The following is a 14,323-nucleotide window of genomic DNA, read 5'->3' on the forward strand; positions in this document are numbered from 1 at the left end:
GTGTTCATGAAGAGGTTAGTTCCGATATCGGAGCTAGAGCTGCAGACTGACGATGAGCAGCGCGCTCTTGAAAAAAACGAACCTCGCCGCAAAACCTTTCACCGCAGGCTTTCCCCTCATCCTGAGGAGCCGCGCAGCGGCGTCTCGAAGGATGAGGCCCGTCTGCAGTCATCAGCTCATCACGACGCCACGCCCGCCAGCGACAGCACCGTATGCAGCAGCACATTGGTGCCCGCCGCGCAGTCGGATTGCGTCGCGTCTTCCAGCTCGTTGTGGCTGATGCCGTCCTTGCAGGGGACGAACACCATCGCTGCCGGCATGATCGTGTTGAGGTTGCAGGCATCGTGACCGGCGCCCGACGTGATGCGGCGGTGCGCATAGCCGAGCGTGCCGGCGGCGCGCTCGACGGCGTCGATCAGCTTCGGATCGAAATGCGTCGGCGGCTTGCGCCAGACCTGGTCGATCACGATCTCGACCCTGCGCTTCTTGGAAATCTCGGCTGCTGCCGAGCGCAGGCTGGCGTCGAGCGCCTCCAAGGTGTCGGCATTGGCGCTGCGGCAATCGATGGTGAAGGCGATCTCGCCGGGGATGACGTTGCGCGAGGGATTGGCGATCACGGCCTCGCCGATGGTGGCGACCGCGTTCGGCCCGAGCTTGAGCGCGATCTGCTCCAGGGTCAGCGCGAACTCCGACAGCGCCAGCAGCGCGTCGCGCCGCAGCGGCATCGGCGTCGAGCCGGCATGGCTCTCGAAGCCCGTGACCTTGCCGTCATACCAGAACACGCCCTGGCCGTGATCGACCACGCCGATGGTCTTGTTCTCCGCCTCCAGGATCGGGCCCTGCTCGATATGCAGCTCGACGAAGCCGGAGAACTTCTGCGTGCCGACCTTGGTCTCGCCGCGATAGCCGATGCCGTCCAGCGCCTGGCCGACCGTGACACCCTCGGCGTCCTTGCGCGACAAGATGTCCTCGACGGTGAAGTCGCCGACATAAGCCGCCGAGGCCATCATCGCCGGCGCGAAGCGCGAGCCTTCCTCGTTGGTCCAGTTGACGATGCACAGCGGCGCGTCGGTTTCGATGCCGGCGTCATTCAGCGTGCGGATCACTTCCAGCGCGCCGAGCGTGCCCAGGATGCCGTCGAACTTGCCGCCGGTCGGCTGCGTATCCAGATGCGAGCCGAGGCCGACCGGAGCCTTCGACATATCGCGGCCCTTGCGAAGCGCGAACATCGAGCCGAGTGCATCGACATAAACCTCGAGCCCGGCGTCCTCGCAGGCCCGACGGAACCAGTCGCGCACCTGCTTGTCTTCCTGGCTCAAGGTCAGCCGCCGCACCCCGCCCTTCGGCGTGGCGCCGAACTTGGCGGTCTCGTGGATGCTGTCCCAGAGGCGGGCGGAATCGATCTGCAGATTGGTAACGGCGCGGCTCATGCTTGAAATCCCTGTACTCCGGCGTCCTGTCCATCGCGCGCCGCGGCGACGGCGTCAACCGATGCGACCGGATGGCTGGTCGTCTGCGCGGTCTGGGCCGCAAGTTCGGCGACGCGCTCGATCGCCACCATCTCGGGCGACGACAGCCAGCTCGCGGTGAAGGTCAGGGGCGGAATCCGCAGGTCCGTCTCGAGCTCCTGCAGGCGGCCGCTGGCGAGCTCGTTGGCGACGATCGCGGCGGGAATGACGGCGACGCCGAGCCCCTCGACCGCCATGTGGATCACGGTCGCGAGCGAGGCGCTGGCATGCAGCCGCATCGGCGGCAGATGCGGGCGGTTGAACAGCGAGCGCACATTGTCATAGGGCTGAGTGTTGCGCGGGAAGGTGATGATCGGAAACCGCGCCATCTGCTCGGCCGTCACCACGCCCGTGCCGAAGCCGAGGGCAGGGCTCGCAAGGAAGCTGATCGGATAGTCGCATAGCACCCGGCTGCGGATGCCCGACTCCGAGGGCGCGCCGAGCGCGAAGGCGAGCTCGATCTCCTGCGCCAAAAGGCGCGCGTGCAGATGGGGCGTGACGTCGACCTCGATCTCCAGCGACAGGTTCGGATAGCTCTCGTTGACGCTCTTGATCAGCCGCGGCAGCCAGTCGTGCACGATGGTCTCGGCGACGCCGAGCCGGAGCACGCCGCGCATCGCCGAGCGGTCGCCGACCTCGGCCAACATCTCCGCGCGCAGCCCGATCAGCTTCTCGGCATAGACCAGCATCTGCCGGCCGACCGCGGTGGGCGAGGCCACGCGATGGTCGCGGTTGAGCAGCTTGACGCCGAGCTCGCGCTCGAGCTGGGCGATGCGCTGGGAGATCGCCGGCTGGGTGGTATTGAGGCGCTGGGCAGCGCCGCGGAAGCTGCCGAGCTTGACCACCCAGAGAAAGGTCTCGATGGAACGGAAATCCAGCATCAGGCCCGCCTAGGATCAATTTGTTTTATCGATCCTGATTAAAAACGAAGATTAGACTTTATAGCATGGCTGATGTTGAGTGAGTTTGTCGAGATATTAGGCAAATGGCTCAAATGACTGTTTCCGCGGCAGTGCAGCAACAGGGCGAAGAGGCAGGGCTTCTTCCCAGCCATCAGGCTCGCCTGGATTATCGCACCGGCAAGGGCTGGAGCACGGCGGGCGTGGCCAACGGCTTCGTCCAAGGCAATCTCGCGATTATTCCGGAGCGGTACGCCGGCGCATTCCACCGTTTCTGTCAGCTCAATCCGAAGCCGTGCCCGATCATCGGCATGTCCGATCCGGGCAATCCTCATATTCCGGCACTGGGCGCCGATCTCGACATCCGCACCGACGTGCCGCGCTATCGGGTCTGGCGCGACGGTGAGATGGTCGAGGAGCCGACCGATCTCCTGTCGCATTGGCGCGATGATCTCGTCACCTTCGTGCTCGGCTGCTCGTTCTCGTTCGAAGAGGCGCTGATGGCCGACGGCCTGCCGATCCGCCATATCGAGCAGGGCTGCCGCGTGCCGATGTATCGCACCAATATCGCCTGTACGCCGTCGGGGCCGTTCGCAGGTCCCATGGTGGTGTCGATGCGCCCGTTCAAGCCGGCGCAGGCCATCCGTGCGGTGCAGATCACGACCCGCTTTCCCGCCGTGCACGGCGCGCCGGTGCATCTCGGCCTTCCGGAGCAGATCGGCATCGCCGATATCAACAAGCCCGACTACGGTGACCCGGTGCCGGTGGGCGCGGACGAAATTCCCGTATTCTGGGCCTGCGGAGTGACGCCGCAGGCGGTGATCGCCGCGGCGAAGCTGCCGTTCGCGATCACGCATGCGCCGGGCCTGATGCTGATCACCGATCTCCGGAACAAGGATCTCGCCGTCCTCTAATCAGCCTTTAATCAGGCAGCCATGCTGCTTATTGAGCCTTTACCGACGACCTCAACCGCTTCATCGATGCGCTTTCATCAGAGGATCTTCTCATGACCATCACGCGCCGTAACGTCCTGCTTGGAGCCACCGCTGCCGCCGCACTCGGGCCGATCGCCGCCCGCGCGCAGGCCTCCGAAGTGAAGATCGGCGTCATCTATCCGTTCTCCGGCGCCAGCGCGCAGATCGGCGTCGACGCGCAGCGCGCCTTCGAGACCGCAGCCGAAATCATCAACGGCAAGTATGATTTTGACCTGCCGCTCGCCCGCACCGAGGGCCTGCCGGGCCTCGGCGGCGCCAAGATCAAGCTGGTGTTCGCCGACCACCAGGCCGACCCGCAGAAGGGCCGCGCCGAAGCCGAGCGCCTGATCACCCAGGAGAAGGTCGCCGCCGTCATCGGTTCCTACCAGAGCGCGGTCGCGGTGACCGCGAGCCAGATCTGCGAGCGCTACCAGATCCCGTATCTCTCGGCCGACAATTCCTCGCCGAGCCTGCATCGCCGCGGCCTGAAGTATTATTTCCGCGCAGCGCCGCATGACGAGATGTTCTCGCAGGCGATGTTCGACTTCTTCGACGCGATGAAGAAGAAGGGCACCAAGATCGACACGCTCGCGCTGTTCCACGAGGACACCATCTTCGGCACCGATTCGAGCAACGCTCAGCTCAAGCTGGCCCAGGAGCGCGGCTACAAGGTCGTCGCGGACATCAAGTACCGCGCCAACTCGCCGTCGCTGTCGGCCGAGGTGCAGCAGCTCAAGGCGGCGAATGCCGACGTGCTGATGCCGTCGAGCTACACCACCGACGGCATCCTGCTGGTCAAGACGATGGCCGAGCTTGGCTATAAGCCGAATGCGATCGTCGCCCAGGACGCCGGCTTCTCGGAGAAGGCGCTGTATGACGCGGTCGGCGACAAGCTCGAAGGCGTGATCTCGCGCGGCTCGTTCTCGCTCGACCTCGCCGCCAAGCGGCCGATGGTCGGCAAGATCAACGACATGTTCAAGGCGAAGTCGGGCAAGGACTTCAACGACTACTCGTCGCGCCAGTTCATGGGCCTGATCGTGATGGCGGATGCCATCAACCGCGCCAAGTCGACCGACGGCGAGAAGATCCGCGACGCGCTGGCCGCCACCGACATGCCGGGCGACCAGACGATCATGCCGTGGAAGCGCGTGAAGTTCGACGAGAACGGCCAGAACAACGACGCCGACCCGGTGCTGCTGCAATATGTCGGCGGCAAGTTCGTCACCATCTTCCCGACCCAGGCCGCCGTGGCGGAAGCCAGCTGGCCGATGAAGTAATCGTCTCGGATGTCGTCCCGGGCAAGCCGCGACGCGCGCCAGCGCGTGGCGGCGCCGACCCGGGACCCATACGCCGAGGCCGTGGTTGGACGATGACTGTTTGTCGTCGTGCCCCACACAAACAGTCGTGGTTATGGGTCCTGGCGTTCGCCAGGACGACACCCCGAGTCACATCGAGAGTGGGGCAAGATCTGTGACAGCAGAAACAATCATCCAAAGTCTCGCCAGCGGCCTGTTGATGGGCCTGCTCTACGGCCTCATCGCCGTCGGCCTGGCCCTCATCTTCGGCCTGATGGACGTCGTGAACTTCGCGCATGGCGAGTTCCTGATGATCGCGATGTACGCGACCTTCTTTCTGTTCGCGTATTTTGCGCTCGACCCGCTGCTGTCGGCGCCGATCGTCGCGGCCGGATTGTTCGTGTTCGGCGCGGTGGTCTATCTGCTGATTGTCAGATTTGCCGTCCGTGCCAAGGCCAACACCGGCATGGTGCAGATCTTCTCCACTTTCGGCCTCGCGGTGCTGATGCGCGGCGTCGCGCAGTATTTCTTCACGCCCGACTATCGCAGCATTCCGCACTCCTATCTGGGCGGCAAGACGATCTCGATCGCAGGGATCTATCTGCCGCAGCCGCAGCTCGTGGGCGCGCTCATCGCGATCGCGGCTTTCGCCGGCCTGTACTTCTTCATCCACCGCACCGATTTCGGCCGCGCGCTCGAGGCGACGCGTGAGGATGCCGGCGCGGTGGCGCTGGTCGGCATCGACAAGAACAAGGTGTTCGCGCTTGGCTGGGGCCTGGGTGCGGCACTGGTCGGCCTCGCCGGCGCCGTGATGGCGATCTTCTTCTACGTCTTCCCCGATGTCGGCGCGTCGTTTGCGACCATCGCCTATGTCACGGTGGCGCTCGGCGGCTTCGGCAGCGTGTTCGGCGCGTTCGCGGGCGGCATCGTGGTCGGCCTCGTGGAGGCCATGACCACGCTGATCCTGCCGCCCTCGTTGAAGACCGTCGGCATCTACGGCGTTTATCTCCTCGTCGTGTTCGTCCGCCCGCGCGGCCTGTTCGGATCGATCTGATGGACAAGGCATTCATTCAACGTCGCCGGCGCGACCTCGTCCTGGCCGCCTTCCTAGCGGCGATCGCCGCCGCCGTGCCGTTCTTCGTCAAGGACGTCTACGTCCAGAACATCATGGTGCTGACCCTGATGTATGCGGCGCTGTCGCAGAGCTGGAACATCCTGTCCGGCTATTGCGGTCAGATCTCCCTGGGGCATGCGCTCTATTTCGGTCTCGGGGCGTATACGACCGCGATCCTGTTCACCAAGTTCGGCGTGCTGCCGTGGTTCGGCATGCTCGCCGGCGGCCTGATCTCGGCTGTGATCGCGATGGCGCTCGGCTATCCCTGCTTCCGGCTTGGCGGCCATTACTTCGTGATCGCAACCATCGTCATCGCCGAGATCACGCTGCTCCTGTTCCAGAACTGGGATTGGGCCGGGGCCGCGCTCGGCATCGACATCCCGGTGCGGCGCGATTCCTGGCTCACGTTCCAGTTCACCCGCTCGAAGCTGCCATACTTCTACTTTGCGCTGGCGCTCGCCTGCGTGGCCTGGTTCGTGACCTGGTGGCTGGAAGATTCCAAGTGGGGCTATTGGTGGCGCGCGGTGAAGGACAATCCGGTCGCGGCCGAGAGCCTTGGCGTCGACGTGTTCAACTCCAAGATGGGCGCGGCGGCCGTCTCCGCCTTCCTGGTGGCGATCGGCGGCAGCTTCTACGCGCAGTTCGTCAGCTACATCGACCCCGAGAGCGTGATGGGCTTCCAGTTCTCGCTGCTGATGGCGCTGCCGGCCGTGCTCGGCGGGATCGGCACCCTGTGGGGCCCGATGCTCGGCGCCGTCATCCTGATCCCGCTGACCGAACTGACGCGCTCCTATATCGGCGGCTCCGGCCGCGGCGTCGACCTGATCGTCTATGGCGGCCTGATCATTGCGATCTCGCTGGCACGACCGCAAGGCCTGGTCAGCCTGTTCTCCCGCAAGCCCAAGCCGGCCACGCAGCCGGCGCGAGAGGCGGTGGCGTCATGACCGCATTGCTGGAAACCCGCAACATCACCCAGCGCTTCTCGGGCCTGACGGCGAACTCCGACGTCTCGATTTCGGTCGGGCGCGGCGAGATCGTCGGCCTGATCGGGCCGAACGGCGCCGGCAAGTCGACCCTGTTCAACCTGATCGCCGGCGCGTTCAAGCCGACCGAAGGCCAGATCCTGTTCGACGGCGAGGACGTCACCGCGTTGCCGGCCGCCGAGCGCTGCCAGCGCGGCATCGGCCGGACCTTCCAGGTCGTGAAAAGCTTTGAGAGCATGACGGTGATCGAGAACGTCATCGTCGGCTCCCTGGTGCGCACCACCAATATGCGCGACGCCCGCCGCAAGGCGCATGAGGTGCTGGCGTTCTGCGGCCTCGATGCGCGCGCCGATGTGCTGGCGAGCGACCTCGTGCCGTCGGAGAAGCGACGCCTCGAAGTGGCGCGTGCGCTTGCCACCGAGCCGAAGCTCTTGCTGCTCGACGAGGTGCTGACCGGCCTCACGCCGGTCGAGTCGCAGAAGGGCGTCGAACTTGTCCGCCGCGTGCGCGACACCGGCATCACGGTGCTGATGGTCGAGCACGTCATGGAGATCGTGATGCCGCTGGTCGACCGCGCCATCGTGCTCGACCTCGGCAAGGTGCTGATCGAGGGCAGCCCCAAGGACGTCGTCCGCGATCCCAAAGTCATTTCCGCCTATCTCGGAGACCGCCATGCTGTCGGTGCGTGACGTCACCACCGCCTATCAGGGCCTCGTCGCGATCTCGAACGTCTCGATCGACGTCGAGCAGGGCGAGATCGTCTGCGTCGCCGGCGCCAATGGCGCGGGCAAGTCGACGCTGCTGAAGTCGATTGCCGGCGCCGAACGGCCGCGGGCCGGCTCCGTCACCTTCGACGGCAGCCGCATCGACGGCATGGCGCAGCATCTGATCACCGCGAAAGGCATCGCCTATGTGCCGGAAAACCGCCGGCTGTTTCCGCGGCTTGCGGTGCGCGACAACTTACGGCTCGGCAGCTATCTCTATCGCGGCGAGGCCAATCGCGAGGAGCCGCTCGACTTCGTGTTCAAGCTGTTTCCGCGCCTGTCCGAGCGGCTCGATCAGCGCGCCGAAACGCTGTCCGGCGGCGAGCAACAAATGCTGGCGATCGGCCGCGCGCTGATGACCCGGCCGCGGCTGCTGATGCTCGACGAGCCGTCGCAGGGCATCATGCCGAAGCTGGTCGACGAGATCTTCCAGGCCGTCAAGCGCATCCGCGACGCCGGCATGACCGTGCTCATCGTCGAGCAGCGCATGGCGGAGTGTTTGGAGATTGCCGACCGGGCGTACATCCTGCAGACCGGCCGGGTCCTGATGCAGGGCACGGCCGCGGAGATCAGCGGCAACAAGGATGTCCGGAAGGCGTATCTGGGGCTGTGAGTCGATGACCTCGTAGGGTGGGCAAAGCGCCGCCGTCAGGCGTCGCGTGCCCACCAACGGTGCCAATGAGTGTGGCCGGTGGGCACGGCGCGGGAAACAGTCATCTCCACGACAACGAGCCGGGCGCGCCTTTGCCCACCCTACGGACTACGGACCTATTAGCTCAACTGCGCGATGTTCAATACAGCGCCCTCGCCCCTTGTGGGAGAGGGCATGTGCGGCCCATCCACGCATGCGGTCGGGTGAGGGGTATCTCTCGGCGAGCGCCATTCGTAGAGACATACCCCTCACCCGACCGAGCTTGCGGCACTTTCCTACATGCCCTCTCCCACAAGGGGAGAGGGCACATTCATTGGCACCGCGCTCGTTGTTTGTTGTCAAACGTCGCGGCAACGCGTTTGATCGGTACGACGTCCGTCATTGGATGTTTACACCATCCCCTTGCCCGCATCCGATCCCTGCCGGCGCTGGCGCGCCTGCAGCACCAGGATGACCGACAGCGCGGCGAAGATCACCACGAACGACACCGCCGAGGTCAGCGTGCCCAGCGCGTAAATATCCGGCTTCGTCACCGTTGTCGTCAACCCCTGCAATTCCAGCGGCAGCGTGTTCACCGAGCCGATGGCCTGGCTCGAACGGGCCAGTTCATCCCAGGACAAGGTGAAGCCGAACAGGCCGATGCCGACCACGGACGGCAGGATGATCGGCAGCACGACGTGGCGGAAGGTCTGCCACGGCGTGGCGCCGAGATCGCGGGCGGCTTCCTCGAGGCGGCCGTCGAAGCGGTTGAAGATCGCGAACATGATCAGGAGGCCGAACGGCAAGGTCCAGGTCAGGTGCGCGCCGAGACCTGACGTGAACAGGCCCATCGCGGTGGTATGGCCCTCGGCCAGCCAGCCGAGGCCGTAATCAGCCGCGTGCTTGTTGATGAAGTCGTCGATCAGGCGGAACTCCAGGGCGATGCCGAGCGAGGTGATGATCGAGGGCATGATCAGGCTGGCGATCGCGGTGTAGAACAGGATCGAGGCGCCGCGGAACGGTTTGCGGAACGCCATGCCGGCGGCGACCGACAGCACCACCGTGATCACCATCACCACGAGGCCGAGCATCAGCGACCGCTTGAAGGCGGCGCCGATGTCGACGATGCCGCCGCCGGAAAACACCTTGCCGAACCAGGTCAGCGACACGCCGTTCATCGGGAAGGTCAAGCCGCCGTCGGGGCCCTGGAACGACAGGATATAGATCGCGATCATCGGCCCGTACAGGAACAGCACGTAGGCGGCAAAGAATAGCGCGAGGATGTAGAACGAGCGGGGGCGCTTGTCTCCCATCGTCACAGTTCCTTGCGCACGTCGACGATCCGCGTCAGCGCGGAGATGATGATGATCGTGATGCCGAGCAGGATCACCGCATTGGCCGCGGCGGCCGGGAATTGCAGCGCCGAGAGCCGCGCCTCGATGATCTTGCCGGCGGAGGCGATCTGCTGGCCGCCCATCACGCCGATGGTGACGAAGTCGCCCATCACGATGGTGATGACGAAGATCGAGCCGATCACGATGCCGGGCTTGGCCAGGGGAATGATGATGTTGACCAGCGTCTGCCAGCCGGACGCGCCGGCATCATAGGCGGCCTCGATCAGGCGCTTGTCGATGCGGATCATCGAATTGAAGATCGGCACCACCATGAAGAAGGTGAACAGGTGGACCAGCGCCAGCACCACCGAGAATTCGGAGAACAGCAGCCACTCGACCGGCTTGTTGATGAATCCGGCGCCGACCAGGCCCTGGTTGACCAGGCCGTTGCGGCCGAGCAGGGGGATCCAGGCGATCATGCGGATGACGTTGGAGGTCCAGAACGGGATCGTGCACAACAGCGACAGCACGATCTGCCAGGTCTTGCTGCGGACGTGGAAGGCGAGGAAGTAGGCGACCCAGAAGCCGATCAGCAAGGTCAGGGCCCAGGTCAGCAGGCAGAGCTTCAAGGTCTTCAGATAGGTCTTCAGGATGGTGCAGAGCTCGGGCAGGTTGGCGACGCAGCCTTCGAAGGTGTCGGTATAGCCGCGGAAGCTGAACGCCGGGATCATCTCATATTCATTGTAGTCCCAGACGCTGACGATGACGACGAGCACCAGCGGCAGCAGGAAGAACAGCGCGAACACCAGCGTCATCGGGCCGGCCTGCAGCCAGGCGATCGAGCGCATGGTGAACTTGCGCAAGCCGCTCTCGGCCGGCGCGACGGTGTCGGGCGAATTGTCGATCGTCACGGCCACGTGCGAACCTGTCCGATGCGGATGCTGAGCGGAAGAACTGCCGCGCCCATGACGTCACGGGCGCGGCAGCGATGGTGGTTATATCACGCGGCGATGAACTCGTTCCACTTGCGGACCATGTAGTCGTTTTCGTCCATGACGGCGTTCCAGCACACGACGCCGCCCATGCGCTCCTCGTAGGAGCCGCCGTCGCGCACGGCGCCGGCCTTCTCCATCAGGGTGCCGTCCGGCGCCTTGATGTCGGCCTTGGCCGGCTTGCCTCCCATCCAGTAGCCCCATTCGTCCTCGGTCATGTTGGCCTTGGCGGTGGAGAGCACGGCGGAGTAGTAGCCCTGGCGGTTGAGATAGGCGCCGGCCCAGCCCGAGAGATACCAGTTGACGAACTCGTAGGCCCAGTCGAGCTTCGGTCCGCCGGCGACGGCCTTGGAGACGCAGAAGCCCGAGGCCCAGGAGCGGTAGCCTTCCTTGAGCGGCTGGAACACGCAAGGGATGCCCATCGAGCGCACCTTGGTGACGGCCGGCGACCACATCGACTGGATCACCGTCTCGCCGGAGGCCATCAGGTTGACCGACTCGTTGAAGTCCTTCCAGAAGGCGCGGAACTGGCCGGCCTTCTTGGCTTCGGTCAGCACCTTCATGGTGAGGTCGATCTCGGCCTTGGTCATGTTGCCCTTGTCGGCATATTTGTACTGGCCGGTGGCCTCGACGACGAGGGCGGCGTCCATGATGCCGATCGAGGGGATGTTGAGGATCGAGGCCTTGCCCTTGAATTCGGGGTTGAGCAGCTCGGCCCAGGACGAGATCGGGCGCTTGATCAGGTCGGGACGGATGCCGAGCGTGTCGGCGTTGTACACTGTCGGAATCAGCGTGACGTATTCGGTCGGCGTCGCCGAGAAGGTCTTGGAGTTCGGGCCGTCGAGATACAGCACCTTCCAGGGCGCGGTGCCCTGGCCGCCGATCTTCTTGCCGTTCGGCAGCTCGCCCTTGGTGAAGACGGGCGTGATGTTGTTGAACTCCTTGATCTTGCGCGCATCGAGCGGGAAGATGTTGCCCGACGGCACGAGCTTCTTCAGCGAGAAATATTCGGTGTCGAGCACGTCGAAGGAGTTCGGCTGGGTGATGACGCGCTTGGTGACGTCGTCGGTGGTCGCGGTGATGTATTCGATCTTGATGCCGGTGTCGGCGAGGCACTTCTTGGCGATCTCGTCGCCCTCGTTCACGGCGGTGCCGAGATAGCGCAGCACCTTCGGGTCGGCGGCATGAACGTAGGGCGCGCTGAGCAGCGTGCCGGTGCCGGCGAGGCCGGCGACGCCGGCCGCGCCCTTGAGCAGCGAGCGGCGGCTGATGGATTTGGACTTCGATCGATCAGTCATGATCATCTCCTTGAGGACAGAAGGAACGGGCAAACGAAATCAGGCGACGAGCTCGGCCGCTTCGGCGGCTGCAGCGGGGCGCGGCGTCAGCGCATCGGCCAGAGCCGGATTCCAGGTCACGACCACGCGCTCGCCGATGCTATGCGTCTCCGCATCGAATTGGTCGTCGCTGAGCTGGGCCGAGATTTCGGGACCGCCGTCGGTCGCCACCGCGACCAGGACGTAGGTGCCCTGATATTCGATCTTGCTGATCGTGCCGGGCACCGTGGGACCGTCGATGGCGGCATTCGGCGCCTTCAGCTGGATGCGGTCGACACGCACAGCAAAGGTCTCGCCCTTGAGCGGAATGACGTTGTGGCCGCCGATGAAGCGGGCCGCGAATTCGGTGCGCGGATGGTTGAAGATCTCGCGCGGGCTGCCCTGCTGCTCGATCTTGCCGCCATTCATCAGCACCACGAGATCGGACAGCGCCATCGCCTCGTCCTGGCCGTGCGTGACATGGATGAAGGTGAGGCCGAGCTCGCGCTGCAGCCGCTTCAATTCGGCGCGCATGCGCAGCCGCAGGAACGGATCGAGCGCCGACAGCGGCTCGTCGAGCAGAAGAATCTGCGGCGAGGTGATCAGCGCGCGCGCGAGCGCCACGCGCTGCTGCTGCCCGCCGGAGAGCTGCGCCGGCAGGCGGCCGGCATAGCTCTGCATGTCCACGAGTTCGAGCAGCTCGCGTGCTTTCGCATGACGCTCGGGCTTCGACACGCCCTTCATCTTCAGCGCGAAGGCGACGTTGTCGATCACCGAGAGATGCGGAAACAGCGCGTAGGACTGAAACATCATCGCGGTGCCGCGGCCCGCGGGCGGCAGCTCCGTGACGTTCCTGGCGCCGACGATGATGTCGCCGGACGTCGCGGACTCATGGCCGGCGATCATGCGCAGGGTGGAGGTTTTGCCGCAGCCGGACGGGCCGAGCAGGCAGCAATAGGAGCCGGCGGGAATCCGCAGGTCGATCGCATCGACGGCGGTGACGTGACCGTACATCTTCGTCACCTTCACCAGTTCCAAGCTCGCGCCCGCCGCCATCCGCCCTCCGTGTCCTAAGTCGTTATCTGAAACCGGGTCAGTTCATCGCCTGCACGATCGGGCGCCCGGCTGCCGACCCGAGGAACGTCTGTAGCGAAGTCTTCTGTATCGAAGTCTTCTGTATCGAAGTCGTCTGCAACGGATATGCCAACGACTGGCCCGCGGATGGCGCGCTGCACGACGCGTGCGCGCCGGGTGCGGTCGCGTATACAATGGGCCAGAGCATGCCTCCCGCTCCGGCCTGCGGCGGGCGCGGGCCGGGCGATGACCCAGGAAAACAGCGGCAACCGCGGCGCTGTGGGGGGCACTTTATGGAGTCCCTTCAATGCGCTTGGCGAACGCGGCAGATTACGCTGCAATCGACGGTGGAAGGCTGGCCGTGCACCCACGCCAATCCGACGGGGCACTGCCGAGGTCTGCCTATCCATCGAGCGGCGGCTGAGTGCCTGCACAGCCAGATTCTGCCTCAATCTTAGGCATTAATGCCGTCTGGAGGCAAGGCGGCTTGACGAGCGACACGGCGGCGCAGGCGCCTCCCGGCTAGCGCAGCCGCGCCTGTCGTTTGGCCTGGGCGGCCGCCAGCAGCATCCGTTCGGCGATGCCGCGCAATTCGCTGACTCCGATCGGATCGGACTCGGCGAACAGGTCGTAGGAGTCGGTCGAGATCTGAAACCAGCGATAGAAGCGGGCTTCTTCAAACAGAATCTGGGCGGCGGCTTCGATCTCGGCGGGCGATGGTGCGGGGTATTGCATGCGCCTCCATCCTCGCCGGCTGGGTCAATGATGACCGGGGTGATCAGGCAGGCTGAGGCCGAACACTTTCACCAGATCGTCGACCTGCTGCGGCGACAGGTGACGCGGATTGAGCCCGCGCAGCAGCAGATAGAGCTTTGCCGTTTCCTCCAACTCCTCCATCGCGAACACGGCGGCCTCGAGCGTGTCGCCGGACACGACGGGCCCGTGATTGGCGAGCAGCACCGAGGCGTATTTGCCGGCGAGACCCTTGATGGCGTCGGCGACGGCGGGATCGCCCGGGCGATGATACGGCACCAGCGCGGTCTGACCGCAGCGCATCAAATAATAGGGTGTCAGCGGCGGCAGCGCCATCAACGGATCGATCTCCGGCAGCATCGAGATCGCGACCGAATGCGTCGAGTGCAGATGCACCACGGCGCGCGCCGCATCGCGCGTCTGGTACAGCGCCGTGTGCAGCGGCACCTCCTTGGTCGGCGCGTCGCCCGAGACCAGTCTTCCCGCAGCATCGAGCCGCGACAGCCGGGCCGGATCGAGGAAGCCGAGCGAGGCATTGGTCGGCGTCACCAGCCAGCCGCCATCGTCGAGCCGCACGCTGATGTTGCCGGACGAGCCCGGCGTCAGCCCGCGCTCGAACAGCGAGCGGCCGAACCGGCAGATGGCCTCGCGAATCGCAGATTCCGCCACAGCTCTCTCGTCCTTGT

14 protein-coding genes are annotated in these 14,323 nt (G+C 65.0%); 6 read left to right on the forward strand and 8 right to left on the reverse strand.

The features are described 5' to 3' along the window. Window positions 1-179 precede the first annotated feature (179 nt). Window positions 180-1,430, reverse strand: a complete 1,251-nt coding sequence (locus ACQR1B_RS28005) for a Zn-dependent hydrolase (protein ID WP_434835654.1) — start codon at window positions 1,428-1,430, stop codon at window positions 180-182. After that, a complete protein-coding gene (locus ACQR1B_RS28010) occupies window positions 1,427-2,389 on the reverse strand; it encodes a LysR family transcriptional regulator (protein WP_434835653.1) in 963 nt (320 codons plus the stop codon). Before ACQR1B_RS28010 ends, ACQR1B_RS28005 begins: the two co-directional genes overlap by 4 nt. A 113-nt stretch (window positions 2,390-2,502) precedes the next feature. Here ACQR1B_RS28010 and ACQR1B_RS28015 point away from each other — a divergent pair, with 113 nt between their 5' ends. The 6 genes from ACQR1B_RS28015 (at window position 2,503) to ACQR1B_RS28040 (ending at window position 8,150) form a co-directional block, all read left to right on the forward strand. Then, window positions 2,503-3,321: a putative hydro-lyase gene (locus ACQR1B_RS28015; protein WP_434835652.1), complete on the forward strand. Its 819-nt coding sequence runs from the start codon at window positions 2,503-2,505 to the stop codon at window positions 3,319-3,321. A 92-nt stretch (window positions 3,322-3,413) separates the two neighbouring features. After that, entirely contained in the window at window positions 3,414-4,658 is a 1,245-nt protein-coding gene (locus tag ACQR1B_RS28020) for an ABC transporter substrate-binding protein (protein ID WP_434835651.1), read from the forward strand. Between the two features lie 193 nt (window positions 4,659-4,851). Continuing rightward, window positions 4,852-5,730, forward strand: a complete 879-nt coding sequence (locus tag ACQR1B_RS28025; RefSeq protein WP_035643020.1) for a branched-chain amino acid ABC transporter permease — start codon at window positions 4,852-4,854, stop codon at window positions 5,728-5,730. Then, complete coding sequence (locus tag ACQR1B_RS28030) at window positions 5,730-6,734, forward strand: branched-chain amino acid ABC transporter permease (protein WP_434835650.1); 1,005 nt, start codon at window positions 5,730-5,732, stop codon at window positions 6,732-6,734. Before ACQR1B_RS28025 ends, ACQR1B_RS28030 begins: the two co-directional genes overlap by 1 nt. After that, on the forward strand, window positions 6,731-7,462 hold the full coding sequence (locus ACQR1B_RS28035; RefSeq protein ID WP_041756408.1) for an ABC transporter ATP-binding protein: 732 nt from the start codon (window positions 6,731-6,733) through the stop codon (window positions 7,460-7,462). The genes ACQR1B_RS28030 and ACQR1B_RS28035 overlap by 4 nt, the downstream gene beginning before the upstream one ends. Beyond that, window positions 7,446-8,150: an ABC transporter ATP-binding protein gene (locus ACQR1B_RS28040; RefSeq protein WP_434835649.1), complete on the forward strand. Its 705-nt coding sequence runs from the start codon at window positions 7,446-7,448 to the stop codon at window positions 8,148-8,150. The genes ACQR1B_RS28035 and ACQR1B_RS28040 overlap by 17 nt, the downstream gene beginning before the upstream one ends. Window positions 8,151-8,578: 428 nt before the next feature. On the opposite strand, the gene ACQR1B_RS28045 is transcribed toward ACQR1B_RS28040, so the two are convergent. From ACQR1B_RS28045 to otnC, 6 genes are all read right to left on the reverse strand, one after another. After that, a complete protein-coding gene (locus ACQR1B_RS28045) occupies window positions 8,579-9,481 on the reverse strand; it encodes an ABC transporter permease (protein ID WP_434835648.1) in 903 nt (300 codons plus the stop codon). A gap of 2 nt (window positions 9,482-9,483) precedes the next feature. Further along, the gene (locus tag ACQR1B_RS28050) at window positions 9,484-10,419 is read right to left on the reverse strand and encodes an ABC transporter permease (RefSeq protein WP_434835647.1); all 936 of its coding nucleotides are present in this window, start codon (window positions 10,417-10,419) and stop codon (window positions 9,484-9,486) included. Between the two features lie 83 nt (window positions 10,420-10,502). Continuing rightward, window positions 10,503-11,792, reverse strand: a complete 1,290-nt coding sequence (locus ACQR1B_RS28055; RefSeq protein WP_434835646.1) for an ABC transporter substrate-binding protein — start codon at window positions 11,790-11,792, stop codon at window positions 10,503-10,505. 39 nt (window positions 11,793-11,831) lie between these two features. After that, on the reverse strand, window positions 11,832-12,866 hold the full coding sequence (locus ACQR1B_RS28060) for an ABC transporter ATP-binding protein (RefSeq protein ID WP_434835645.1): 1,035 nt from the start codon (window positions 12,864-12,866) through the stop codon (window positions 11,832-11,834). A gap of 540 nt (window positions 12,867-13,406) precedes the next feature. Next, window positions 13,407-13,619: a hypothetical protein gene (locus ACQR1B_RS28065; RefSeq protein ID WP_434835644.1), complete on the reverse strand. Its 213-nt coding sequence runs from the start codon at window positions 13,617-13,619 to the stop codon at window positions 13,407-13,409. A gap of 24 nt (window positions 13,620-13,643) precedes the next feature. Then, window positions 13,644-14,306 carry a 3-oxo-tetronate 4-phosphate decarboxylase gene (otnC, locus tag ACQR1B_RS28070; protein WP_434835643.1) on the reverse strand — a complete coding sequence of 221 codons (663 nt, stop codon included), beginning with the start codon at window positions 14,304-14,306 and terminating at the stop codon, window positions 13,644-13,646. Window positions 14,307-14,323: the final 17 nt, after the last annotated feature.

The organism is Bradyrhizobium oligotrophicum, from assembly GCF_051168495.1.
Taxonomy (GTDB): Bacteria; Pseudomonadota; Alphaproteobacteria; order Rhizobiales; family Xanthobacteraceae; genus Bradyrhizobium; species Bradyrhizobium oligotrophicum_A.